Raw genomic sequence first — 26,128 nt, 5'->3', positions numbered from 1 at the left:
TTAATTAATCTAAATAAAAACAAATATGAGGAGGATTTATATTTTATGGTCTTTGTTGCCTGTCAGTCTGATGGCTCAGAATTTTACAGAGATACAGACCGGCATGAATAATTTTTATTATTCTGCAGCAGATATTGCGGATATAGACAACAATGGTACGCTGGATATTGTGCTCAACGGAGCAATAGATTCTGATGGCGACGGAAATGTAGACAGTACCTATAATGAAGTATATCAGAATAATGGGATGACCTTGGTGCCGTTTGTAGGATTGGGAGCAGATGTGACCCATCTGGGAGATATTAAATTTATTGATTACAATAATGATGGGTTAATGGATATTATTTCTACAGGACTCAGTTATATGGATGTTGTTAATTATAAACAATACCGATTCAAAAATACGGGGACAGGATTTGTAAAAGAAGCAGAACTGCCTGGTAAAATTTACGGTTCTCTGGAAGTTTTTGATTTTAATCATGATGGAAAGCCTGATTATGCCCTTAATGGAACTCAATATGCTCATGGAGGAGGTTTTGGAAATAGCTTGGATTATTACAAAAATACAGGCGCCGGTTTTGATCTTACGGAAAATTGGGTAGACGGAACTCAGAGTGGAAGTTTTAAAGTAGTAGACCTTAATAATGATAACCTTCTTGATCTTGTGATTATCGGATCAGATATCAATGGAGATGCGGTATCCAAAGTATATATGAACCAGGCTGGAGTTCTTACCCCTACACAGGATCTTGCACCTGTAGCCGTGGGGAAAATAGATTTTGCAGACTTTAATGCAGATGGTTTCCAGGATATTGTAGTGATGGGAAGAGATGCTAATGATGATGTCTATTTTGCTGTTTTAATGAATGATGGCACCGGAACATTGACTCCTCAGTCGATTGCAGTAAATGATATTTCAGATGTAGCATTGAGTGTTGGAGATTTAAACAACGACGGCTATTACGATTTTATTATTTCAGGAAATGAGAATTACAATGCTGTTGTGAAAACCTATATCTATGATATTTCCAATCATACATTCAATGAAGGAACTGTCAATGGCATTACGGCGCTTGGAGGTCCGGGGCTGGTACAGCTTTTTGATTTTAATAATGATCATCATCTGGATATCTTATTAGGAGGATTTGATTGGGCAGCTTCCGATCTTCCTTCACTGACTAAAGTTTTTAAAAATAATTCTACAGCAGCAAACGCAAAACCTACTGCTCCTACTCAATTGAATGTAACTAAAAACGGAAACCGCTTTAATTTTACATGGAGTGGGGCATCAGACGATAAAACTCCGGTGAATGCTTTACGCTATGAAATTACGGTAGGAACTGTACAGGGGGCTCAAGATATTGCTAAATATGTAGTAACAACACCATCTTGGTTCCTTGAGCTTGATCCATCCATTCAAAATGTGTACTGGAGTGTGAAATCTATTGATGCTGCAAAAGTATATTCTGACGCTTCTGCACAAAGTGTGTTGGGAACAGCGGAAATTAAATCTGAAAAGCAATTTGTTATCTATCCGAACCCTACGTCAGACAAAGTATATATCAAAGGGGAAAAAGTTTCAGAAGCCGAAATGTATTCTATGGATGGAAGAAAACTGAATGTCAGTATGAATGCAGACCAGTCAATTGATGTTTCTCATTTACCTAAAGGAGTCTATTTATTAAAACTGAAGATAAAAAACGAAATAACCACAAAGAAGCTTACGATTAAGTAATTGAATCAATTCTATCTTCTATCAATGAGAAAAGCCAGACGTCCAGCTGGCTTTTCTTTTTTTATCTGTTTATCTTTTTGATTTTCAATAAATATAAATAGAGTTTACCACTGAAATTCTGAAACACAAAAAGGAAAAATAGGGGGAAATATAACAGGAAATATCTAGGTAATGGTGCTACTGAATAAAACAATAAATAGAAAATGAAAATGACTCCGGGAAATACAGCATCAAATGTGAATCTTAATTTTAGCTTTTGAATGATTGTGTAAATAAAAAGCAAACTAAAAACCAGTAAAATACCAGAGTATAGATACACTATGTAAGCGCTTGTTAAATTATAGTTTCCTGGATAATAATTTAAAAAGTTGATTCCTAATTTTTTTAAACTGTTTGTAATAAATAGTTCAGGGTGCTTGGAAATAAAATTTTTATTGAGCTGCTGCAGATATTGATCTATTTGTTTCTCATCTGTGAAATTCTGACGAAGATATTCATCGGTTAATACCATTTTTTTTGCTGGATCATACGGCAGGTTTTCGCTTGAGAAAATATCATATTTTTCATTATTCCCCTTTGCGAAATTATAATTGAGAGAAGTTGAATAATGAAATACTCCCGTTTTTTCATGGTTTCTTATACACCATGGAAGATAAGCAATGAAAATAAATGCGAAAACAAACAGAAGGTTGTAATATTTCATTCTCTTATATCGGATCAGCATAATTGCTGAGATGATCATTAAGAACAGAAATTCAAACCGGAGGTACAGCCCTGCTATTGAAAATATTGAAATTAATATTACACTTTTTGCAGTGACCATTCGCGATAATTTCAATACTAACGCAAAGAAAATGCAGAATACAGATAATGTAAGAGCAAATGAACTGATTTTTGTAGCGCCTAAAAGAATAGGCGGGAAAAAAATAATACACGCAAAAGCAAAGAAATATCTGTTTTTTATTATTGCATTTTTTTCAAAAGAAAGAACAAGCACTAAAACCGAGAAAAATAAAATGACAGACTGCAGAATACATGAAATCATAACCCACTGCGGTGTCTTAACAATACTTTCTATTAAAAGTAAATAATAAGGATATAAAGGCGGCATATAAGCTGTGGGTTTGCCTAGATAATAATAATCATGATAAATGGAAAAATCTTCCATGATTACCTTCCATTCAAATACAAGACTTGCATTTTTACTCAGAAAGTATACTGTAATACAATACACCAGAAAAATGACAGAATATCTGTATCTGAATATTTTTTCTTTCATGTTAGCCCTATCTAGTAATTTTAATTAACCCTCGGGGTTACGCATTCTTCGTTTTCTTTTTGAACCATTCAATCAGGTAGTAAAACAATAAAAATCCCAGCGCAAATATGGAAAACCTTGAAAGAAGGTCACCTGCTCTGGTGTAGAATGTCATGGTATCATACAGGTTTACTTTTGCAAATAAAGCGGTTTGGTCACCATAGAAAGTATCAGCAGTTACCTCTCCTTTTGCATTGATGTGTGCAGAAATTCCGCTGTTGGCAGCACGTGCAATTTCTCTTCTGGTTTCAATAGCTCTCAGTTTAGCATAAGATAAAAGTTGTTTGTGTCCTTCTGTAACACCCCACCATGAGTCATTGGTCATAATGCCTAAGAAATTAGCTCCTTTTTTTACATAGTCTGTTACAAATTCACCATAAATACTTTCATAGCAAATGATAGGCGCTAGCTTTCCTTTGTTGTAAGGGTTTGAAAAAGCAACTCTTTCTTTATCTGTTCCTAAAGAGGCTACAGTTCCTCCCAGGTTGAGCATAGCATCTCCTAAAAGCGGTTTTAAAACATTCATATAAGGGAATATTTCAACACCGGGTACTAATTTCCCTTTGTGGTAAGCCTGTACTTTTTGATTAGGTACTAATTGAATGGCTGTATTATAACTGCTCACCCAAACTCCACTGTTGATCTGGTATGCTTCCTTAGGTAGGTCAGCAGGGTTATAAAAAAATCGGTGTGAAGAAATTCCTGTAGCAAAAACAGATTCAGGATGATGGGATAAAAATCCTTTGATATTGTTGAGAAGTACACTCTTTTCAAAAGCTGTTTCGGAAATAGATCCTCTTCCCGGAAGCGCTGTTTCCGGTGCAATATAATAATCAATTTTACCTGTTGAGTTTTTTTCAGCGAGTGCTAATAAATCCTGTTCTATGGTCAGGCTGTCTTTAGAATATTTTTCAGCATAAGGATCAAGATCCGGCTGCAACATCAGAATATTCACCTGTCCGACTGGTTTTTCATCAAAATTATTGTATTTGATCACTGAAATAATCATTGGTAAGGCAATCAAAGCTACAATAATAGCCGAGTTTTTGATCAAATCCTTTCTTTTTCTTCCCGCTTCCCATGTTCTTACGGTGTAAAAAATCAGAACATTAATCAGGAGGATCCAGAAGCTTCCTCCGGTTGCTCCTAAAGTATCATACCATTGGATCACTTTTGGATAATCTGAAAATACATTCCCAAGGTTCAGCCAGGGCCACGTCAATTCCCATCCCAAATGAAATTTTTCAAAACTCATCCAGATGGCGATTAAAAATCCTAATCCCCAATAGGTTCCCTGAGCATTTTTGTACCAGTGATAACATTGGAATACCAGTGAGTATAAAAAAGAATTAACCAATACCGGGAATACAACGGCCATCAGAGAATGGCTTCCGTCAGGATTCTTTGAGCCATACAGCCATCCTGTAGTGACTATATTCCAGATCACAAAACATAGATAAGACAATCCGAAGACCACCCAGCTTTTCCTTTTGTAATCTGAAAATTTTGAAATTCCATGCTCCATCATCAGAAGAGGAACAAGAGCAAAAAATATAAAAAACGGAACTCCATAAGTTGGCCATGAAACCGACAGCAGCATTGCTGAAATAAGTGTAAGTAGAACGTATTTCATTAAATTATTTTAATACACAAATTTAATGTTTTTGAAATGAATATATTAGCAGTTTGATGTTAAAGAAAATTTATAAAATCATTATTGTTCCGTATACTCTGTTTTTGCTCTATCTGATGTTTTTGGGAATGGGCAGATTTCAGTATGAGGAAAATCTCATTACCATAGAACCTGTTTTTTCTACAATTAAATTTATCCAGGGGCCCGCTAAGACCATAGATATTGTGACGATTGTTTTGGGAAATATTATGATGTTTATTCCTTTTGGTTTTTTGGGCTGGGTCATTCCCGAAATGAAACAACTGAAGCCCCTGATGTTTAGCTTTATTTCATGTATTGTTATTGTGGAAGCACTTCAATATTTTACCAGAATGGGAATATTTGAGGTAGACGATATCATCCTGAATACGTTTGGCGTGTATCTGGGATGGGAGTTTTGCAGAATGATTGAAAAAAAAATTAGTTATTAAGTTCCTTTGCACGCTTTTCGGCGTTCAGAATGCCCTGTTTCAGAATTTCTTTGAAACTGTTGTCTTCAAATGTTTTTAAAGCAGCTTCGGTAGTTCCTCCTTTGGATGCAACATCTTTAATCAGTTCCTCAAGGTTTTTTTCTGAATTATTGATCAGATGATAAGCCCCAAGCATGGTCTGTTTTACAAAAAGTTTCGAAAGATTTTCTTCAATTCCCATTTCAATACCAGCTTTGATCATCGCATCAATAATATAATAGAAATAAGCAGGGCCACTTCCTGAAAGGGCGGTGACGCCATCCAGAAGCTCTTCATCTTCCAGATAAACCGATCTGCCGGTGCTGTTCAATAACCTTTCAATATTGATTAACTGGCTGAAAGAAATTCCGTTGGCTGCAGTGTAACCTGTGATTCCCATTCCCAGGAGGGTAGGAGAGTTGGGCATCGCTCTTACGACAAGTGGATGATTCAGTAATTTCTGAATTTTTTCAATATTGATTCCCGCCATGATGGATAAAATCATCTGGTTTTCTTTGAACGTAAATTGAATATTTTGAGCAACAGTTTGAAAATCCTGAGGTTTTACAGCAATAATAACCAGATCCGCATCAATGTCTCTTACTTCTTCAAAAGTGGAAATTTTAGACCTGGGGAATTCGTCAGCTATTTTGGAGATTTTTTCCTTATTTCTGATAATCAGGTGAAGGTGTTCAGGTTTGATCAGTTCATATTTCAAAAATGATTTTGAAAAAGAAAGTCCCATATTTCCGGCTCCAAGAATAGCTATTTTCATCGCAAATTATAATTTTTAAGCTAAAATAGTGATTTTCCGGACACTGGATATGAGTTTATTCTGAATTAATTGTTGGTTGGAAAATGCAATGACGCAAAGATTTTGAATAATATGCTGCTTTAAGGCGCAAGAAAATCGAAGAATTTCAGCAAGAGTGAAATAAAAATAATATCATAAAGATCTATGCTATCTGAGAAATCCGTGCGAAAATATATTGCATAAAATAAGACTTCAAAATATTCGACACTTACAGATAATTAAGAAATAAAAAAGACTGAATTCATATGAATCAGCCTTTATGCATTTTTAGATTAAATAATATTTACTTCCCTTTCTAATTCTATTCCAAATTTTTCTTTCACAGAATTAATGATCTCAGTGGAAAAATCAAAGATTTCTTTTCCGGTAGCATTTCCGGTAGCATTGATGATCACCAGAGACTGTAACTTGTGTGAAGCTACATTCCCGATTTGTTTTCCTTTCCATCCACATTGTTCAATCAGCCATCCTGCAGGAACTTTTACCCAGTCTCCATTCGGGTAACCCTGAATATTTTCAAATTTTTGTTTTAATGCTTCAAACTGACCTAAAGGAATGGTTGGGTTTTTGAAAAAGCTTCCGGCATTTCCGATTTCTTTAGGATCAGGTAATTTGCTTTGCCGGATATTAATAACAGCTTTGGAAATATCCTGAATGGTTGGATTGTCAATGCCAAGATTTTCGAGCTCAGATTGGATCGCTCCATACTCGGTTTTGATAGAGTGTTTTTTTTGAGTCAGTTTAAAAGTGACTTCAAGGATAACATATTTCCCTTTTCCTTCCTGTTTGAAAATAGAATCTCTGTACCCGAATCTGCATTGTTCCAGATTGAACGTTCTCAGTTCCAGGTTTTCTAAATCCAATACTTCGCAGCTTATAAAAATATCTTTAATTTCTGTTCCGTAAGCCCCGATATTCTGCATTGGAGAAGTTCCTACATTTCCGGGAATTAAAGAAAGGTTTTCAAGACCTCCATAATTTTTTTGCAGGCAGTATATCACAAATTCATGCCAGTTCTCACCTGCTTTTGCTGTTACCCATACTTCGTTTTCATTGATATTCTCTTCAGAAATCCCTCTTAAATTAAGTCTGATGGCAAGACCGTCAAAATCTTTGGTTAGAAGAATGTTACTTCCACCTCCCAGAAACAGAAGCTGAAGAGTTTGGGTTTTCGCAAAAATGAGCGCCTCTTTTAATTCATCAATTGTATTGACTTCAGTAAAATATTTGGCTTTGGCTTCAACACCGAAAGTGTTATAAGGTTGTAATGAAAAATTTTCCTGCATGTTTATTTGTATTCTTTGGGAAGAATTTTGTCTAGTTGTTCCTTAAGTTGTTGTAATTGCTTGTAATGTAAAGTATCTGCATAAGCATTCACATAGATATGTGATTTTTTGGGAGTCCGGATCTGGAAAGTTTCATCCGTTCCGTCTACAGACTGCTGGCTGGGAGAACTTTTTATATGATCAAGATCTGTAACATGGATTGTTGATACCAGCTTTTTCCAGATGTCGGAATTCATAGCAGTTGACCAGGCTTTATGGCTCTGATTGGCCGTCATTCCCTTTTCTGCAAAAACAGAATCTTTTGTGGCTTTGATAATTCTGTAATTTCCAAGATTTCCTCCGATATCGGATACGCTGATGAATGTAATCTCGTATGGATTTTTGTGGGGAGCTGACTGTTCTGTCTTTTTGGAATCACAGGAAAAAAATGCCGACAGCAAAAGAATCGAAAACAGGATTTTCAGATGGTTTTTTTTTGTTGTCGGCATAAGATATGTTTTACAGACTGAATTCTTCTCTGTACTTCTTTAAAGCTTCTTTAAGAATTTCAGCACTTTTCTTTAAATCTTCTTCTTTCAGAACGTACGCAATTCTTACCTGTTTTTTACCTAATTCCGGATCGCTGTAGAATCCTCCTGCAGGCGCAACCATAATGGTTTCGTTGTTAAGAGAATATTTTTCAAGCAACCACTGAGCAAATTTTTCAGTATCGTCTACCGGAAGTTCTGCAACACAGTAGAAAGCTCCTCTTGGCTTAGGGCAGATTACCCCGGGAATAGCATTTAAAAGGTCTACCAATACATTTCTTCTGTGGGTATATTCTTCTCTTACAGCTCTGATATAAGGACCATCATTCTGGTGTGCTGCGGTTGCTGCAATCTGTCCTAAAAGAACCGGGCTCAATCTTGCCTGCGCAAAAAGCATAGCAGCATTGCGGATTTTGTTGGAACGTGTGACCATACATCCGATTCTTACTCCACACATAGAGTAACGCTTGGATTCTGAGTCTATGATGATACAGTTTTCAGCCAGTTCAGGGAAATCAAGCATTGAAATCTGCTGCTTTCCATCATATACGTATTCTCTGTATACTTCATCAGAGATGATTACGATATCGTATTTCAAAGCTATTTCTGCCAATTTCTGAAGTTCCTCACGGGTATAAAGATATCCTGTAGGGTTTCCAGGGTTACAGATAATGATTGCTCTTGTTTTTTCTGTAATTTTTTTCTCGAATTCTTCAACAGGAGGCAAAGCAAAACCAGTGTCAATTGTAGAAGGTACAGCGACTACATTCACATCAAATGTGCTGGTGAACCCATTGTAGTTAGCATAATAAGGTTCAGGAATAATCACTTCATCCCCTTCGTCACATAAAGTTGAGATGGCAAAGTTAAGCGCTTCAGAACCTCCGTTAGTCACAATAAAGTTATCAGGAGTAAGATCTGAGAAACCTAACGAATGGTAGTATTCTGTAAGGGCTTTTCTGTATTCGATATTCCCTTCAGAAAGCGCATATTCCAATACTTTTAAATCGATGTTTTTTAAAGCATTTAAAGCTGTTTCCGGAGTTTCAATATCAGGCTGTCCGATATTAAGGTGGTATACTTTTATTCCTTTCTGTTTTGCTTGTAATGCAAAAGGAACCAGTTTTCTTACCGGCGATGGCGGCATATGCAGTGCTCTGTTTGAAATATTCGGCATTGTTCAAAAAATTTGTATGACAAAAATAGGATTTAATTTCTCAATAATAAAATTAAGAATCGAGAAGAAGATGTTTCATTACATTTTTTGTGTACTTAAAATCTGTTTGTTTTAGTATTAAATTTTCATGTATATAAAATAAACTTTACGATTATGTTAAAAATAATATTTTCGTGTTAATATTTTTCTTAAATTTCGCCTCAAATGTGATTAAAATGGTAATAAATTTATTTTCTAGAGTGGTACCTGCTATTGCTCTCTTTTCTGCCAGTGTACTCATGGCGCAAAATTATCAAACTATGCCTATTTCTTCCGGCTTAACAGCTGATGTGATTGCTAACGGGATAGGCTCCTCAACAGTTACTACGAACAATGACGTAGACGGAGTTTCTTACGCTTTTGTAGCGAAAGATTTTCAGTTAACCTCCACAAGTGCAGCTATTACGTATGGTATTCCTGTTGATGGGGTTATTAATTCTGTAGTGGGAACAACTCCGGGATTGAGCTTTCAGCTGGCCGGTTTGAATGCAAATAATTCTTTAAGGCTGGCTGCAATCAGTGATAACGGAACGTTGGCATTTACAACACCAAAAGCAGCAACCAAGCTGTATATGCTTGCTGTAAGTGGAAGTGGGACTTCTACAGTAAGTGTAGTGGTCAATTTTACGGATGGCAGTTCACAGACTTTTTCAAGTATCAGCCTCGCAGACTGGTATAACGGATCCAATTTTGCCATTCAGGGAATAGGAAGGATTAAAAAGCCGGGAGCTACTCCTGCAGCTGGTGATGATGTTCCTTCCCCGGAAGGCGGAACCAATCCAAGATTATATCAGGCTGAACTGGCAATAGATGCTGCCAATCAGGCTAAACTGATACAAAGTGTAACAGTAACCAAAGCAAGCGGCTCGGGGATACCAAATATTTTTGCTTTTTCAGCAGATGCTTATTCGGATTGTATGCCTCCTGTATTGCAGGCAGTTTCCGGAATTACGGCCAACTCAGCTTTGGTTTCATGGACAGGTAGTGCTGCCAGTTATGATGTATACCACAGTACTTCAAACACAACACCGGCAAGTACAGTAACACCTACTTATCCGGGAGTAACAGGGTCAAGTACAACGATTGGAGGTCTTAATTCAAATACAACCTATTATTATTGGGTAAGATCCAATTGTAACACGGCGACAGGCCAAAGTGTATGGTCATTTGCAGGAACATTTAAAACAGCCTGTTCTACTTTCACAGTTCCGTATACAGAAAACTTTGATACTACAAGTACAGGTTCCAGTACCAATACAAATGCACCAAGCTGCTGGGCATATCTGGAAAGTGCATCATTTGCGGGGTATGGATATGTAAGTACATCCAACAACTACTCAGCACCTAATGCCTATTATATGACCAATTCAAGTGCTACTACGGGTAGCCAAATGCTGGTTGCACCTCCAACTGTAAATCTTTCAGATGGTACCAAACGTGTAAGATTCTATGCAAAAGGAGGAGGAAGTAATTATACATTATTAGTGGGAACATTGTCAAATCCTACAGATCCTGCTTCTTTTACACCAATTGGTTCTCCTATTGCTTTAACAACTACCCACACTCAATATACCGTTAATATTCCAGCGGGTACTGATTTACAGTTAGCATTTAAACATGGTTTAGGAGGTTCTTCACGTTCTATTTATATTGATAATATTACTGTTCAGGATATTCCATCCTGCCTAGAGCCGAGTGCAGTTGTAGTGTCAAATCTTACAATGAACTCTGCGGCAATTGGTTGGACAGCACCTTTTACGGTTCCTGGAAACGGATACGAAGTATACTACAGCACAACGAATACAGCACCTGATGCATCTACTGTTTTGAACGCTTCCAACTCTGTAACTTCTGCTACGACTTCTGCATCTCTGAATTCACTGCTTTCTGATACAAATTATTATGTGTGGGTAAGATCTGTATGTAGTGCTACTGATAGAAGTATCTGGAGTGAGATGCTTACATTCAGAACAGGATATTGCTTACCTTCATCTACTTCTCAGAACTCATGGCTTTCTGACTTCAGTTCTACAGGAGGACTTGTAGATATGGCTTATTCGTCCGGTTCAAGTATTGCAGGCGGATATCAGAATTTAACAACAACCAGTAACAAAATAATAAATGCTCCGGGATCCAGTACTTCAGTATCTTTCACTGCAGGTGGTCCTACATGTGGAATTGGGGTTTGGGTAGACTGGAATAATAATTTAACTTTTGAAGCTTCGGAGAGAATGTTTGTAACTAACACTTATGTTACAAGTACTTCAGGATCCATCACTGTACCAGCAGGAACACCTCTTGGAATTTACAGAATGAGAGTAGTGACTGATTATAACAGTACAGCACCTTCAAATCCTTGTACTGCTATTTCAAGAGGAGAATTCATTGATTTTACCTTTGAAGTGGCTACCTCTTTATCCACTTCAGAAACGAACCTGAAGAAAAAAGAAGTGAATGTATATCCTAATCCTTTCAAAGATGTACTTCATGTTGCAGATATAAAGAATGTTAAATCTGTAACCGTTACAGATGTAGCAGGAAGAGTAGTGAAAACTATTGACAATCCTACATCGGAACTTCAGTTAGGAGAATTAAATACCGGTTTGTACCTGGTGACGATGAACTTTAAAGATGGCTCAAAATCAACAGTAAAAGCCATTAAGAAATAAAATTTTTTGAGTTAATAATTTCTGTAGGCAGTTGCATTCGTGTAGCTGCCTTTTTTTGTTATCAGGTGTAACTTTCTGATTTTTACTATTCTCCCGTTTTATGAGATGTATTATTTCTAATTTCGGGGATTTATTCTGGGGAATAAGTAAATAATATTCATTACATATTTTTTGAGTGTTAATAATTTTAGTTTTTTTGCGGCTATTTTTTATAATTTAAGTCAATATTTTATTTATTGTTTTGTTAAATAGCTTTTTTATTATGGGTTTTCTATTTTTGAATTGAATTAAACACAAAAACATCTTATTATGAAAAAAAATATATTTTTAGAAAAGCTTTCATGTCTTGCTTTATTTTCTGCCGTTGTAATGCAGGCTCAAAATTTTCAGACAATGCCTGTCCTGTCAGGATATACGGATGATGTAATAGCTAATGGCATCGGATCTGCTGATGATTCTACTACCAATGACATTGATGGGGTAGGTTATGCTTTTGTTGCAGCAGATTTTAAAGCAGTGAGTTCTGATCCGCCACTAACTTTTGGTATACCTGCTAATGGTATTATCAATTCTGCAGTAGCCTCGACTCCTGGATTAAGTTATCAGTTGGGGAATCTGAATTCCAATAATTCGCTGAGGCTCGAAACTATCGGGCAATCTGGTACACTTGTATTTATCACTCCATTAGCAGCTTTAAAATTATATATGCTTGCAACAAGCGGAAGTGGTTCAGCCAGTGTAACGGCTACCGTTACATTCACAGATAATACATCTCAGGTATTTTCCAATATAAGTATTCCTGATTGGTATGGCGGATTCAATTATGCGGTTCAGGGGCTGGGAAGGGTTGTGGTAGGTAGTGATGATATAGAATCTGATAGTTCTAATCCCAGAATGTATCAGTTTGCATTGAATATAGATACCGCCAACCAGTCTAAATCTGTAAAAAGTGTTACCCTGACAAAAAGCGGAGGAGATGGTGTTGTTAATCTTTTTGCCTTTTCTGCAGACAAAAATATACAACTCAGTATTGCCGAAGCAAATGGTCTTAAAAAAGAAGAGATTTACCCAAATCCTTTTAAAGATACTTTTCATATAACTGACATCAAAGGTATTCAAACCATAACAGTTACGGATGTAGCAGGAAGAGTAGTGAAAACTATCGACAATCCAACCACTGAACTTACGCTGGGAGAATTAAATGCCGGTTTATACCTGGTGACGATGAACTTTAAAAATGGTTCAAAATCTACTGTAAAAGCCATTAAAAAATAAAAGTTTTTGAGTTAATAATTTCTGTAGGCAGTTGCATTCGTGTGGCTGCCTTTTTTGCAATACATATATAAAAATAATTGTATTTTAGAAAAAAATATAAAATGCAGATTCAGTCAGTTTCTATAGAAGATTATATTTCAAAAATTCCTGAAGAAAGACAGGAAGCTTTTAAAAAACTTTTTGATACAGTGAACAACAATCTCCCGAAAGGTTTCGAAGAAGCCACGAATTATGGAATGATAGGTTGGGTAGTTCCTCTGGCCACATTTCCTGCCGGGTATCACTGTGCACCCGGCACACCGCTGCCATTCATCAATCTTGCTTCCCAGAAAAATTTTATAGCATTGTATCATATGGGACTCTATTCAAAACCTGAACTTCTCGACTGGTTTGTGGGAGAATATCCAAAACATTCCAAAAAGAAACTGGATATGGGGAAATCCTGTATCCGTTTCAAAAAAGTAGAAGATATCCCTTTTGAACTGATCGCTGAACTCAGTAAAAAAATGACTCCTGATGACTGGATCGGAATTTATGAATCTCAGTATAAAAGATAAAAAAAGGCCCTGAATTCCAAATTTCAGGGCCTTTTTTATGCTGGAAGCTGGAGGATGGGAGTAGGAAGTTATAGTTGTGTTTTTAGAATCAATGTTTGTCGTTTGACGGGTATGTATTTTAGGATTAAAAAGTTAATTAAATGGTGTATATTTATTCATCGACATCCGGAAACTTCCATCCTCCAGTTTCCCTCTTCCAGCTAAAAATGAATATCCCAGATTCCTGCTTTCCTTTCAAGCTCAATTAAAGCTGCTGCATTATCGGCAAGAGCCTGGTAATAATCTTTTCTTATATTGTTATAAGTTCGCTGGGCATTCAAAACTTCAAGGATAGAGCTTTCTCCTCTTTTGTAGCTGTAAGTGATTCCTTCAAGAATACTTTTCGCTTCAGAAAGCATTCCGTTATGAAACTGTCTGAGCTGTCTCTGAGTAGCTGTATATTGCTGATAGGCCTGTATTACTTCCGCTCTTATACTTTGTTCAATCTGTTTGTATTCAACTTCTGCCTGTGAATGGGTCATTTCAGCGATTTTCAATCCTGCATTTCTCCTGTTGGAAAATTTCAAGGGAATGCTAATACCCATTTTGACAGCATTGACGGTGGGAGAAGGAGCTATCTCGTTGGTGGCTTCGGTGTGGCGTTCTGCTCCTGCACTGATACCCAGATCTATGATCCGATTGGCTTTTTCAAGATTGATCTGACTTTTGGCAACTTCTGTATTTTGTCTGGCTGCCAATAAATCTGCTCTTTCATTCAGCGCCTGAAGAATCAGATCATCAATGCTGAAATCTCGATTGAAGGCATTAAAATCCCCGGAAACATCTCTCCCTGTTATTTTGGTGTCACCAAGAAATACAGACAAACTGGTGAGCGCCTGCTGTTCTGCACTTTCTGCCTGATATACTTCATTAAGCAGCGAAGCGGCTTCCAGTTTACTCTGTTTGGAAGCCACTAATGTTATAGTTCCCAATTTGTAACGGATACTGTCAGATTTTGCCAATTGCTGCATGTTTTTATAAGAGTCCTGCTGTACTTCAAGCAAAGCCTTGGATTTTAAAGCTTCAATATATCCTAAACTGGCGTCTGCACGGAGGTTTCTGAAAAAATCCTGCAATAGTATTTTGCTCAGCTCAGATTGGTTTCTGGCGAGATTTACCCTGGCTTTTCTTTTACCACCCAATTCAAGTGTCCAGCCGAGTGAGGCACCATACACATATCCCATACTTTGTTTTACTCCATTATTGGTGGTTTCCATTTCTAATTGAGGGTCAGGAAACATATTGGCAGTCTGAATAGCAGCTTCGGCCATACTTACATTGTATTTTTGAGAGGCATAACCCAGATTTTTATTGCCGACAAGACTCAGGTATTCTTCAAATGGTAAAAGCTCTTTTTCCTGTGCCTTCATGCTTGTAATACTAAACAATATGACAGATAATATCATAATGTGAACTTTAATTTTCATCTGATTCCAAATTTTGTTTTTCGTTGCGACGTTCAGCCATAAAATAAATAGCCGGCAGTACGAACAGGGTTAAAATAGTAGAGAACATCAGCCCATAAACAATGACTGTTGCCAGTGGACGCTGTACATCAGAACCGATTCCTGTGGCCAATGATGCCGGGAATAATCCAATTACAGCCACCGTTGCGGTCATCAGTACAGGTCTGAAACGGTCTTTTGCGCCTTTGATGGCTGCCTGTTTCAGTTCGTATCCTTTCTTACGCAGATCGTTGATGTGGGAAATCATAATGACTCCGTTCTGGATGGCAACTCCAAAGAGAGCGATAAATCCCACTGCGGAAGATACATTCAGAGACATTCCCCGGATGTTAAGCGCCAGCATTCCGCCAAATAATGCCAGTGGAACAATAGACATCAGAACCAAAGCCTGTCTGAAATCTCCAAATGCACCGTATAATAAAAGGAACATGATTGCCAATGCCAGCGGAACAATAAATGCCAGTCTGGAATACGCCCTGTTTTGATTTTCAAACTGTCCGCCCCATTTAATCTGGTATTTCTCATGATCATATCTGATGTCTTTTTCAATTTTATCCTGCGCTTTTTTCAGGAAAGAAGAAAGATCAGTTCCTCTCAGATTCAGCTTTACCGTAAGATGTCGTTTGTTCATTTCTCTGGTAATGGTGCTTTCTCCGGTACTTAATTTTACTTCTGCTACCTGGGATAGTGGAATTTTTGCACCGGTAGCTGAAGTCAGCATCAGGTTTCCGATTTTATCCGGAGTATCACGGCTGTCTTCCGTATAGCGGCATGAAATATCATATACCTTATTGCCGATAAAGATCTGAGAAATGGCTTTTCCTCCCAATGCCACTTCAATAAGGTCGGCAACATCAGCTACGTTCAATCCATATTGAGCAATCTTGTCTCTGTTGGCAATGATCTGCAATTGAGGTAATGGAGGCTCCTGATCGATAGCAAGGTCTGCCGAACCAGGAATTGTATTTAAAGTTGACAAGACATTTTCTGCAATTCTTCGGGTTTCCTTAAAATCTTCTCCATATACTTTTACCACCAGCTCACTGTGAGCTCCGGAGATTTTATCCATGACCCCGTCAATCATAGGCTGTGAAAACCCAACGGTGAATCCTGGCATGTCTTTATAATCTGCTGCGAGTTCTTTGATGAGGTCGGCTTTTGTTTTTCCTGAAGGCCATTCGCTGTAGGGCTTTATTCCGACAGAAACTTCAAAGTGGGAAGCGGTCCATGGATCGGTACCATCATCATTTCGTCCTGCCTGAACCATCATATAAGTGATTTCAGAATGTTTTAAAGTTCGGGCACGTAAAGTATCACTCATTTCTTTTGATTTGGCTAAAGAAATTCCGGGTGGCAGCTGTACCTGCAGCCATATGGAACCTTCGTCCAGTTCGGGAAGAAAATCTTTTCCTACATGATAGGAGAGAACTCCGGCAGATACAAGAACAATTATAATAGGAATAATCACTCTTTTAGGAATCTGCATTATTTTTTCAATGCTTTTTCCATAGGCTGTGCTTAGTTTCTCCAGCCATTTATTGTGATAGATTTTCTGCGGTTTACGATAGATCACATAAGCCAATCCGGGGATTAACAATAATGCTACAGCGAGTGCACCCAGCAGTGCATATCCTACAGTGAAAGCCATGGGTGTAAATAATTTTTTTTCTACTCTTTCAAAGGCAAATAATGGAAGATAAGCAGTAATGATAATAATGGTGGAAAAGAAAATAGGCTTTGCCACTTCAATCACTCTTTGGGTAATGGTCTTTTCTTCCAGCGTTTCTTCTGAGTCTTCTTCTCTTTTCTTCAGAATGGTTTCCAGCATGACGATAGCGCCGTCCACAATGATTCCAAAATCAATAGCTCCCAGTGAAAGCAGGTTGGCCGGAATATTGGTGAATTGCATTAATATAAAAGCAACTAATAAAGAAAGCGGAATGGTAATCGCCACCAGCAATGCTCCGCGCCAGCTTCCAAGAAATACGATCAATACGATAATAACCAATACAATTCCTTCGGTCAGGGTATGGGAAACAGTAGTAAGCGTTGTTCTGACAAGATCTGTTCTGTCCAGAAAAGGATGAATCTTTACACCGGGAGGAAGCGTTTCGTTATTCAGTTCTTCAATAGCTTCATGAACACCTTCCAACACTTGTGAAGGATTTTGTCCTCTTAATAAAAGCACAATTCCTTCCACACTTTCAGAATAATTACGTTTTCTGTCTGTATAGCCAAGAATCCCTTTCCTTTCCAGATTTCCGTATTTCAATGTTCCTACGTCATTCAGAAAAACCGGAACACCATTTTGAGTTTTGACTACAATTTTTCCAAGATCATCTAAATCTTTTACCAAACCAATTCCACGGATTACATAGGCAAGGTTTCCACGAGGAAGCATACTTCCTCCGGCACTCATGTTATTTTTAGAGATCGTTTCGGTAACTTCTGAGAGAGATAACCCATATTGTTCAAGTTTATGGGGATCCAGTTCGATCTGAAACTGAGTGGTAATTCCTCCAAAATTGGTGACGTCAGCGATTCCTGAAACCTGCTTAATACGAGGAATGATGACAAACTTTTGTAGATCTGTCAATTCCCGCAGACTGTGGTTGTTGCTTTCGATAATATAACGGTATACTTCGCCGATAGGAGAGGTGAGAGGGTCTAATCCTGGTTGCGCACCATAAGGAAGCTCCACATCCGTCAGTCTTTCCTGAATACGCTGGCGTGCCCAGTAATCATCTATACCGTCATCGAAAACCATGGTAATAATGGAAAGCCCGAAGGTACTTTTGCTTCGCATCACATGCATTCCCGGAAGACCGTTCAGGGATCTTTCCAAAGGAATAGTGATCTGCTGTTCTACTTCTTCGGCTGCCAGGCCCGGAACCTGTGTTACCACCTGTGAGGTTACATCAGCAATATCAGGATAAGCTTCTATGGATAATCTGGTCCAGGAATAATATCCGAAGAATCCCAGTAAAAGGAAGAGAGCAAGCATAAGCCATCTCTTCTGTATCGAGATTGTTAGTAATTTCTTCATAGTTTTTCTTTTACATTATTTCGCATCCAGCATATAAATTCCCCCTTCAGTCATGATGGTTTCTCCCAGCTTTATTCCTGATGTGATTCTTACTGTTTTCTGATCGGTTTCTCCCGTTGTCACAGGACGTTTTGCATATTGGCTCTTACCGGTTTTTACCCATACATACTGGGAGTCATCCTGCTGCATCAAAGCGGTTATGGGAATCATCACTGTCTTTTCAGGAGTCGTTGAAAAACTGACTGTAGCATACATTCCTGGCTTTAGTTTTCTGTCCGGATTGTCACATTCAATAAGAACTTTGATACTTCGGGTATCTTCGTCTACAATTTCATTGATATGATATACTTTTCCGGTAATATTTCTGTCCGGATACGCACTTACTTTTACAGAAACCTGATCTCCGGTGTTGACAAAGCGGATGTCTTTTTCCTTTACATCCCCTGAAATCCAGACTTTTGATAATTCTGCGATAATCATTACCGGATCTGCATCTCCTTTCAGATATTGGCCGTTTACAATTTTGTTGGAAATAATTTCTCCGTTAATAGGAGCTCTCACCACAAGAGGGCTTCCTAGACCTCCGCCTTTACTGTTATAGACTTTCAAGGCAGAAGAAGCATTGGAGAGAGAGGTTTTCTTATTTTTAAAATCAGTTTCCGCTTCGTCCAGCTCCTTCTGAATACCGACTCCATGTTTTACGAGATCCTGCTGGCGCCTGTAGTTTTTTTCGGCTAGCTGTACATCATTCAAGGCATCTGTATAATCTTTTTGAACTGAAAAATAATCTGAAGAAAGGATTTCAAAAAGAGGACTTCCCGCAGAAATATTTTGGCCAAGCTGAATAAACGATTGGGTGATTCTTCCGGAAAAAGGGCTGGCAATTTCCGCATAATGATTAGGGATTGCCTGGATTGTTCCTGCAGAAACCACACCATCACTGTGTTCCTGCTCAGTAACAATCTGTGTTTTGATTTTTTTGAAAATGGGATTATTTTCAGGAACGGTCACCTGACCATTTTTTATAAGGAGATCCTGATCCTGCGGAACTTCACTTTTAGAATTTTTACAAGAGGTTATCAATGTCAAAAAGACCATTGTTAAGACTGTTTTTCTCATATAAGTTATTTATAACCATTATTTAAATTTCTCTTTATAGATCCGTAGCTATGATTTTTTCTAAAGCCATTGCCCGAATTTTCTAATGAACCATTGTTTCACAAACTGGGTTAATACACAGTATCCTGTAAGAATTCCTATTAAATAAAGGAAGTAGCTCAGAGGCAGAGGCTGCATTTTCAGATATACGGCCATTGGAGTGAAGGGAATCAGAATTCCGATCAGCATCATTAAACTTGTTAAAGCAACTACCGGTGTGGCGGCCCAGCTTTGGATAAATGGTATTTTTTTCGTCCTGATAATGTGAACAATCAAGGTTTGAGATAATAAACCTTCCACAAACCAACCTGTCTGAAACAAACCTTGTTGTTCCGGTGTATTGGCTTTAAAAATGAAGAACATCACAGCAAAAGTCACATAATCAAAAATGGAACTCAAAGGACCTATATACAGCATAAATTTTTTGATGCTTGCTGCTTCCCATTTTTTCGGTTTTTCCAGAAAATCTTTATCCATTGTATCCCATGGAATGGAGGCTTGCGATACATCATACAGTAAATTCTGTGTCAGAATCTGCAGCGGAAGCATAGGCAGAAACGGAAGCAAAGCACTGGCTCCGATCATGCTGAACATATTTCCGAAGTTGCTGCTGGCAGTCATTTTTATATATTTCACTATATTTCCGAAAGTTCTTCTTCCATAGATCACTCCGCTTCGAAGGACCATCAGATCTTTTTCCAACAGGATAATATCTGCACTTTCTTTGGCAATGTCTGCTCCGGTATCCACAGAGATTCCTACATCTGCTTCCTTGATGGCTGCCGCATCATTGATTCCGTCTCCCATAAAGCCAACGGTGTGACCTTTAGATCTTAATATTTTTACAATACGTTGTTTTTGTAAAGGGCTTACCTTAGCAAAAACAGAATAGAGGTCCATCTCCTTACGAAGTTCATCATCACTCATGTGCTCCAGTTCATCACCGAGCATAATAGTATTGATAGGAATTCCTACGTCATGGCATATTTTTTTAGCTACAATATCATTATCTCCGGTTACTACCTTTACTTCTACACCCAGCTTGTGCAGAGCTTTGATGCTTGGTTCTGCAGAAGGCTTTGCCGGATCAAGGAATCCCATAAATCCTGTAAGCGTAAGGCTATTTTCATCGGCAACAGAATAATTCAATGGGTGATCACCGTCAAACTCCCGGATGGCAATTAATAATACACGTTGTCCTTCCGCATTCAGTTTTTCGGACATTCTGATAATCTGCTGCTTCATAGTATCATCCAGCGGAACACTATTATCATTCTCGATATGCAGACTATGATCTTCTCCCGGATCTAAAGCATATTGACATAAAGGAAGCATTTCTTCCACTGCGCCTTTACAGATCATCAGGTGTTTTCCTGTGGAGGTATTCAATACCACAGACATTCTTCTTCTTTCAAAATCAAAAGGAATTTCGTCTACCTTTTGATACAATTCATCAGCTCTCATCAGGTTGTGAACCTCAGCATGATCCAGTACTGCCTGATCCAGCAGATTTTTGAGACCTGTTTGATGAAAACTGTTGAGGTAGCCCCATTTCAAAACCTCATCATCTTCAATACCACGAACGTTGAGGTGGGTTTCCAAAACAATTTTGTCCAGTGTAAGCGTTCCCGTTTTATCAGTACATAGAATATCCATAGCTCCGATATTCTGAATAGCATTCAGTCTTTTAACGATTACTTTCTTTTTGCTCATATTGACTGCTCCCTTGGCGAGATTGGCAGTAACAATCATAGGAAGCATTTCAGGAGTTAATCCTACGGCAACGGCAATGGCAAATAATAAAGCCTGCATCCAGTCTCCTTTTACCAACCCATTGATCAGGAAAATAACAGGAGTCATGATCAGCATAAACCTGATCAGCAGATAGCTTACTTTATTGACTCCGATATCAAAAGCGGTTTCTGGTCTTTTAGAAACCAGACTTCTGCTGATACTTCCGAAATAGGTGAAAATACCTGTGTTTGCCACAACAACTGTTGCAGATCCGCTTACCACATTGGTACCCATAAAGCATATATTCTGAAGGCCGAGAGGATTGCGGTCTTTAGCATCCTTGATGGGAAGTGCATTTTTTTCCACCGGAAGGGCTTCTCCCGTCAGTATAGATTCACTGATGAAAAGATCTTTACTCTTAAGAATTCTGCAGTCGGCCGGAACCATATTCCCTGCGGACAGAATAATGATATCACCGGGAACAATTTCAGTGATTTCTATTTCTTTGCTTTCATTGAATTTTCTTTTGGTGAGACAGCTTGTCTTTACCATCTTTTTTAATGCTTCTGCCGCTTTGTTGCTTCGGAATTCCTGAATGAATCTTAAAACCGTACTAAAGAGCAGCATCACCGAAATAATAATACTGGTGCTGAAATCTTTTTCACCCGCAGGTACAAGAATAGCATCAATGAATAATGAAATGATGGCAATACAGGCCAGGATATAATTAAATGGATTAAAAAAAGAATGGGCAAACTGTTTCACCCATGAGGGGGCTTTTTGGGTAGCAATTTCATTTTTACCATAAATTTTCAGACGGTCTTTTACCGTGTTTTCACTGAGGCCTTCTTCTGAGGTTTCCAGTAGGGCATAAATCATTTTTTCGTTCTCGGCAGCAGCTTCTTTCAACTTTACAAGAGCTGCGGAATTGAGATTTTTGTTTGAAGATTTTTTTAACATTGCTTCAAGGGTTGTTTTTAATGTTACAAATCGTTTTCAGTGCCTATAATTTCCCAGCTTACTTTGATGACTTTATCTTCAATGGTGAGTCTGCTGGCTGTTTTTTCCATGAAACTGTCCTGTGGAGTAGAAGCATGAACTTCTGCTGTTATGATGGCATTTTCAGGCAGACCGTTGTCATCGCTGGTAAGGGATTTCAGTAATACTTTATCATTTCCACTCAGCGATTGCATGAGTTGTACGCGGACATGATTTTCCACTTCACTTTTGCATTTGATGCTGAGAAGGTATACGGTATAATGGTTTCTGCTGTTGATGTTATTGCCCAGTTTTACGCCTAAAGGACGAAGGATAATGTGGGTAAGAATAATAAATCCACTGGTAATGGCTGCTTCCACAGGAAATCCCATGGCGCTGAGAGCTCCTACCGATGCAGAACACCAGATGGTAGCTGCTGTATTGAGCCCTCTCACGGTAAGGCCGTCTTTCATGATAACGCCTCCACCCAAAAAGCCAATACCGCTTACAATATAAGAGGCTATCCTGCCTGTAGCATCACCTCCAATTCTGATAGAAAGAAGAACAAAAGCAGCTGAGCCGAGACATACAAGGGTATTGGTACGGAGACCTGCGCTTTTCTGACGCCATTGTCTTTCGAAACCAATGCTTGCACCCAAGGCAAATGCGGTAAGGAGACGAAGGGTAAATTCGAATGTATTCATAACTTTTCCTGTTTTTATAAAGCTTTTCAGCTGTACGGGAAAAGTGAGTACAACTAAAGCTTTTAAGATTGATTATTACTGTAAGGATCTGGGTCCATATGCTTTATTTTTTACAGTGCAAAAGTATAGAGGACTCTTTTCTTTCCCAGTTAGAAAAGCTTTAGAATACCATTAGAATATTATTAGAGAAATTCATGTGTGTTTTTTGGTGATTCTGAAAAGGAATAATTATTTATTATATCCTGTTAATATGTGTTAACTGTATCCATGGTAAGAGATAAAATTTCAATACATTTGGAGGTTGTTTTTTTTGTATGATAAATTTTCACAATTTGTTATATAAAATAAGAGCTTGTGTAATCCCGGAAATTTCCTTCCAAAATCTTTGAACACTATATTTTAAAAATGAAAAAATCAAACTTAGCAATACCGGCTACTCTTTTAGCGATTATCTGTGTGCAGGGAGGTGCCTCCATTGCAAAACAGCTTTTTCCGGCTATTGGAGCTATTGGTACGGTTACTTTAAGAATTGTACTTTCTGCTGTTTTGCTTACTTTGATCAACCGTCCGAAGTTTTTACAATTTAACAGCCAGAAATGGAAATACTGTGCGGTCTACGGAACAGGACTGGCCGCAATGAACCTTATTTTTTATATGGCTATTCAAAGAATTCCGCTGGGATTGGCGGTTACAGTAGAATTTGCAGGTCCTTTATTCCTTGCGCTGGCTTTATCCCGTAAACTGTTGGATGTCATATGGGCATTACTGGCATGTATAGGCATTCTGCTGATCGTTCCATGGCAGAATGATCATGTAGATTTAATAGGACTCGGGCTGGCTTTTCTGGCAGGAATGTTCTGGGCAGTTTATATTGTAATGGGAGGGAAGGTTTCCAAAATAATGGATGGAAAAGATGCGGTAACGACCGGGATGATATTTGCGAGTATGGTAATTATTCCCTTTACGATTTGGGATGGAGCGGTTTTTAATCTTACTCCTGCTATTTTTGTAAAAGGTCTCGGTGTGGCTATTCTTTCGAGTGCTTTACCTTTTTCATTAGAAATTATGGCATTGAAAAGACTTCCTGCAAAGACTTTCAGTATTCTGATGAGTCTTGAACCTGCATTTGCAGCACTTTCAGGATTGGTTTTTCTTGCCGAAGAATTATCTTTTTTACAGTGGATTTCTATTGCATGTGTGATTGCAGCCAGCATAGGAACTACGGTTTTCAATAAGAAATCTCTTTCTCACGAGTAGAGGTATGGAATTTTAAAAGGGAAATTAAGATTCAAATAAATTTTAATGAAGTGTTGACACATCAACTAATCATGAACTCTATCGTGAAAATAGTTTCGTTATAATCTGATATTACAGTCACTTTTGCATTGTGGAGCAGAATAATTTTCTGAGTGAGAAATAATCCTATTCCATGACCCTTTTCCTGTCTGGACGTTTCGCTTCTGTAAAAAGGTTCGAAAATATGAAGTACATCTTCTTTATTAATGCTATTTCCCGTATTGGTAAAACTGATTGTTAGAATTTTTGAATCAGTATTTACATCAATCAGACACGTGTGTTCCGGTGAATACTTGCAGGCATTGTCTATAAGATTGTTAAAAGAAACCTGTAGGAGATATTCATTTCCCTGAATGGTAAGCTGATGCTCTTCTACCGAGTCTTCTATGTTCAGTGAAACTTTGTATCGTGAATTTTCTTTTGTGATTTTGGTATAAGATTCCAGAAGAACTTCGTCAAGACGTACTTCGGAAAAACTGATTTCATTGGGATCATAGCTCGCTTTGGCAAGATCCATTAAGCTATTGGACAGTTTTACCATATTTCGGGCATCATCCAGTGCATATTGAATGGTTTCCTGATATTCTTCTTTCGTTTTATCTTTTTCAGAAGCCAGTTCCAGTTCAGTAATAATAGCTGATAGCGGAGTTCGCAGCTCGTGTGAAATATTGGATACAAAATGTTTTTGCGAATCAAAAGAATTTTCAAGCCGCTCCAGCATTCCGTTAAAATTTTGGGCAAGCTCATTAAGTTCGTCTTTTTCTTTCGTTGTTTTAAGTCTTAACTGTAATTTTCCGGCAGTAATCTTTTTGATCTGAACAACCATTTCACTGAGCGGGCTCAATGCCTTTTTAGAAAGAAATATTCCTGCCAGATAAATCAGTACTAAAATAATGAAGAATGAGATAATACTGATGGTAAGGAGATGCGTAAGATAATCGTATCCGTATTGATCATAAGCGGCTGCGGTGACCGCGTAAGTTTTTCCTTCATAATGATATACCATTCCGATGACCTGCAAATCATTTAAAAAGAAATTAATTTTCTTTTTCTGGAATATCTGCGAAAGCATTTCCGGAGTTTCCTTTACATAGTCTACCTTGGCATCATCGTGGTAAATTAATTGTTTATTGGCATTATAAATGGCAACCTGAACTTCATTAAGCGTTCTGGTATTATTTTTATAAAGCTTATGCATTTCCTGCTCGGGCAGTGAGCTTCGGAAAAATAAATCGGCTTTGGCAATCGCTTCGTTCTGAAGTTCACTGTAAAATGATTTTTCTCTGGCTTCTTTGGATGAATAATAGATCGAAATACTGTAAATACTTAAAAGCATTGCAGTGATTAAGGTAAAAAGCAGGGTAAGTCTGGTTCTTATTTTCATCCCGATATTTTTAGTTCATCTTAATGATTTACTGTACGGTACCTGATTCGTAGTCTTTTTTCAGAATAAATCCCATACCGGCTTTAGTGTGGATAAGTTTGGTTTCGAAATCTTTATCTATTTTCTTTCTGAGATAATTGATATACACATCAATAAAGTTGGTCCCTGTATCAAAATGAGTTTCCCACACTTTTTCCGCAATTTCACTTCTGGAAAGAACCTTTTCAGCATTTTCCAGCATGAATTTTAAAAGATTAAACTCTTTCGGAGTTAGTTTTATCAGAGTATGATCGCGGCTCACGGTTTTTTGTTCCAGATTCATTTCAATGCCTTCATATCTAAGAACGAAAACTTTTTGATGTAACGGTTGTGAAAAACGTTTCAGAAGTACCTTAATCCTTGCTACCAGTTCACGCATTTCAAAAGGTTTGGTGAGGTAATCATCTGCTCCGGCATCAAATCCTTCCAATTTGTCATCAGTAGTTCCCAGTGCAGTAAGCATAATAACCGGAAGATGGGGTTTTAAAGCTTTGATCTCATTGCAAAATTCAAGGCCATCTTTTTTCGGTAATATAATATCGGTTACTACCAGATCAAAATGATTTTGCAGTGCCAGCTTCAGACCCATGACTCCGTCATAAGCCACAGTGACCGCAAATTCAGCTTCCTGAAATCCCTTTGCAATCAATTTTGAAAGCCTGTCGTCGTCTTCAACTAATAAAATATGGGGCATAAGATTTTTGGAATGTTTGGGTTGGTATGAGCAATAGATCAATATTCTCACAAATGTAATGAATTCTATTTT

The 26,128-nt window shown here is 37.9% G+C and carries 19 protein-coding genes; 6 read left to right on the top strand and 13 right to left on the bottom strand.

What is annotated here, in order from left to right; all coding sequences use genetic code 11:
• The first annotated feature begins 25 nt into the window (after positions 1-25).
• On the top strand, positions 26-1,735 hold the full coding sequence (locus tag FB551_RS13485) for a T9SS type A sorting domain-containing protein (protein WP_226798691.1): 1,710 nt from the start codon (positions 26-28) through the stop codon (positions 1,733-1,735).
• A 61-nt stretch (positions 1,736-1,796) separates the two neighbouring features.
• Here the strand turns inward: FB551_RS13485 and FB551_RS13480 are convergent, their stop codons facing one another.
• Together FB551_RS13480 and lnt are read right to left on the bottom strand one after the other, a co-directional pair.
• Positions 1,797-3,014, bottom strand: coding sequence for a hypothetical protein (locus FB551_RS13480; RefSeq protein WP_142017862.1), 1,218 nt, complete (start codon positions 3,012-3,014; stop codon positions 1,797-1,799).
• 37 nt (positions 3,015-3,051) lie between these two features.
• Entirely contained in the window at positions 3,052-4,686 is a 1,635-nt protein-coding gene (gene lnt / locus FB551_RS13475; RefSeq protein ID WP_142017861.1) for an apolipoprotein N-acyltransferase, read from the bottom strand.
• A gap of 56 nt (positions 4,687-4,742) precedes the next feature.
• On the opposite strand from lnt, the gene FB551_RS13470 reads away from it, so the two are divergent.
• On the top strand, positions 4,743-5,156 hold the full coding sequence (locus FB551_RS13470) for a VanZ family protein (RefSeq protein WP_142017860.1): 414 nt from the start codon (positions 4,743-4,745) through the stop codon (positions 5,154-5,156).
• Here the strand turns inward: FB551_RS13470 and proC are convergent.
• From proC to FB551_RS13450, 4 genes are all read right to left on the bottom strand, one after another.
• Complete coding sequence (gene proC / locus FB551_RS13465) at positions 5,146-5,949, bottom strand: pyrroline-5-carboxylate reductase (RefSeq protein ID WP_142017859.1); 804 nt, start codon at positions 5,947-5,949, stop codon at positions 5,146-5,148. The two genes, FB551_RS13470 and proC, sit on opposite strands and share 11 nt — an antisense overlap.
• 311 nt (positions 5,950-6,260) lie before the next feature.
• Positions 6,261-7,280: a UDP-N-acetylmuramate dehydrogenase gene (murB, locus tag FB551_RS13460; RefSeq protein ID WP_142017858.1), complete on the bottom strand. Its 1,020-nt coding sequence runs from the start codon at positions 7,278-7,280 to the stop codon at positions 6,261-6,263.
• On the bottom strand, positions 7,277-7,762 hold the full coding sequence (locus tag FB551_RS13455; protein ID WP_142017857.1) for a hypothetical protein: 486 nt from the start codon (positions 7,760-7,762) through the stop codon (positions 7,277-7,279). Before FB551_RS13455 ends, murB begins: the two co-directional genes overlap by 4 nt.
• A gap of 10 nt (positions 7,763-7,772) precedes the next feature.
• Positions 7,773-8,978, bottom strand: a complete 1,206-nt coding sequence (locus FB551_RS13450) for a pyridoxal phosphate-dependent aminotransferase (RefSeq protein ID WP_047434897.1) — start codon at positions 8,976-8,978, stop codon at positions 7,773-7,775.
• Between the two features lie 215 nt (positions 8,979-9,193).
• Between FB551_RS13450 and FB551_RS13445 the strand changes: the two genes are divergently transcribed.
• The 3 genes from FB551_RS13445 to FB551_RS13435 all read left to right on the top strand — a co-directional run bounded on the left by FB551_RS13445 (position 9,194) and on the right by FB551_RS13435 (position 13,518).
• Complete coding sequence (locus FB551_RS13445; protein WP_142017856.1) at positions 9,194-11,686, top strand: GEVED domain-containing protein; 2,493 nt, start codon at positions 9,194-9,196, stop codon at positions 11,684-11,686.
• A gap of 309 nt (positions 11,687-11,995) precedes the next feature.
• Positions 11,996-12,961 carry a T9SS type A sorting domain-containing protein gene (locus FB551_RS13440; RefSeq protein ID WP_142017855.1) on the top strand — a complete coding sequence of 322 codons (966 nt, stop codon included), beginning with the start codon at positions 11,996-11,998 and terminating at the stop codon, positions 12,959-12,961.
• Positions 12,962-13,062: 101 nt separating this feature from the next.
• Positions 13,063-13,518 carry a DUF1801 domain-containing protein gene (locus FB551_RS13435; protein ID WP_047434890.1) on the top strand — a complete coding sequence of 152 codons (456 nt, stop codon included), beginning with the start codon at positions 13,063-13,065 and terminating at the stop codon, positions 13,516-13,518.
• A 200-nt stretch (positions 13,519-13,718) separates the two neighbouring features.
• Here FB551_RS13435 and FB551_RS13430 read toward each other — a convergent pair whose 3' ends face one another.
• Genes FB551_RS13430 through FB551_RS13410 form a run of 5 tightly spaced genes read right to left on the bottom strand, consistent with a single transcriptional unit; the run spans position 13,719 to position 22,643 of the window.
• Positions 13,719-14,984 (bottom strand): TolC family protein, encoded by a 1,266-nt coding sequence (locus FB551_RS13430; RefSeq protein WP_142017854.1) that lies wholly within the window; start codon positions 14,982-14,984, stop codon positions 13,719-13,721.
• Positions 14,974-18,069, bottom strand: coding sequence for an efflux RND transporter permease subunit (locus FB551_RS13425; RefSeq protein ID WP_142017853.1), 3,096 nt, complete (start codon positions 18,067-18,069; stop codon positions 14,974-14,976). The genes FB551_RS13430 and FB551_RS13425 overlap by 11 nt, the downstream gene beginning before the upstream one ends.
• A gap of 15 nt (positions 18,070-18,084) precedes the next feature.
• A complete protein-coding gene (locus FB551_RS13420) occupies positions 18,085-19,188 on the bottom strand; it encodes an efflux RND transporter periplasmic adaptor subunit (protein WP_142017852.1) in 1,104 nt (367 codons plus the stop codon).
• 60 nt (positions 19,189-19,248) lie between these two features.
• On the bottom strand, positions 19,249-21,921 hold the full coding sequence (gene mgtA / locus FB551_RS13415) for a magnesium-translocating P-type ATPase (protein ID WP_142017851.1): 2,673 nt from the start codon (positions 21,919-21,921) through the stop codon (positions 19,249-19,251).
• A gap of 23 nt (positions 21,922-21,944) precedes the next feature.
• Positions 21,945-22,643 (bottom strand): MgtC/SapB family protein, encoded by a 699-nt coding sequence (locus tag FB551_RS13410; RefSeq protein ID WP_142017850.1) that lies wholly within the window; start codon positions 22,641-22,643, stop codon positions 21,945-21,947.
• A gap of 405 nt (positions 22,644-23,048) precedes the next feature.
• Here FB551_RS13410 and FB551_RS13405 point away from each other — a divergent pair, with 405 nt between their 5' ends.
• Positions 23,049-23,900, top strand: coding sequence for an EamA family transporter (locus tag FB551_RS13405; protein ID WP_047434875.1), 852 nt, complete (start codon positions 23,049-23,051; stop codon positions 23,898-23,900).
• 61 nt (positions 23,901-23,961) lie between these two features.
• Here the strand turns inward: FB551_RS13405 and FB551_RS13400 are convergent, their stop codons facing one another.
• Both FB551_RS13400 and FB551_RS13395 read right to left on the bottom strand, forming a co-directional pair.
• Positions 23,962-25,323 carry an ATP-binding protein gene (locus FB551_RS13400; protein WP_142017849.1) on the bottom strand — a complete coding sequence of 454 codons (1,362 nt, stop codon included), beginning with the start codon at positions 25,321-25,323 and terminating at the stop codon, positions 23,962-23,964.
• 28 nt (positions 25,324-25,351) lie between these two features.
• The gene (locus tag FB551_RS13395; protein WP_142017848.1) at positions 25,352-26,056 is read right to left on the bottom strand and encodes a response regulator transcription factor; all 705 of its coding nucleotides are present in this window, start codon (positions 26,054-26,056) and stop codon (positions 25,352-25,354) included.
• Positions 26,057-26,128 lie beyond the last annotated feature (72 nt).

Origin of the sequence: Chryseobacterium aquifrigidense, assembly GCF_006716485.1 — a bacterium.
GTDB classification, from domain to species: Bacteria; Bacteroidota; Bacteroidia; order Flavobacteriales; family Weeksellaceae; genus Chryseobacterium; species Chryseobacterium vietnamense.
The sequence above is the reverse complement of the archived record's forward strand: the minus strand, read 5'-3'. Positions and strand labels throughout refer to the sequence as shown.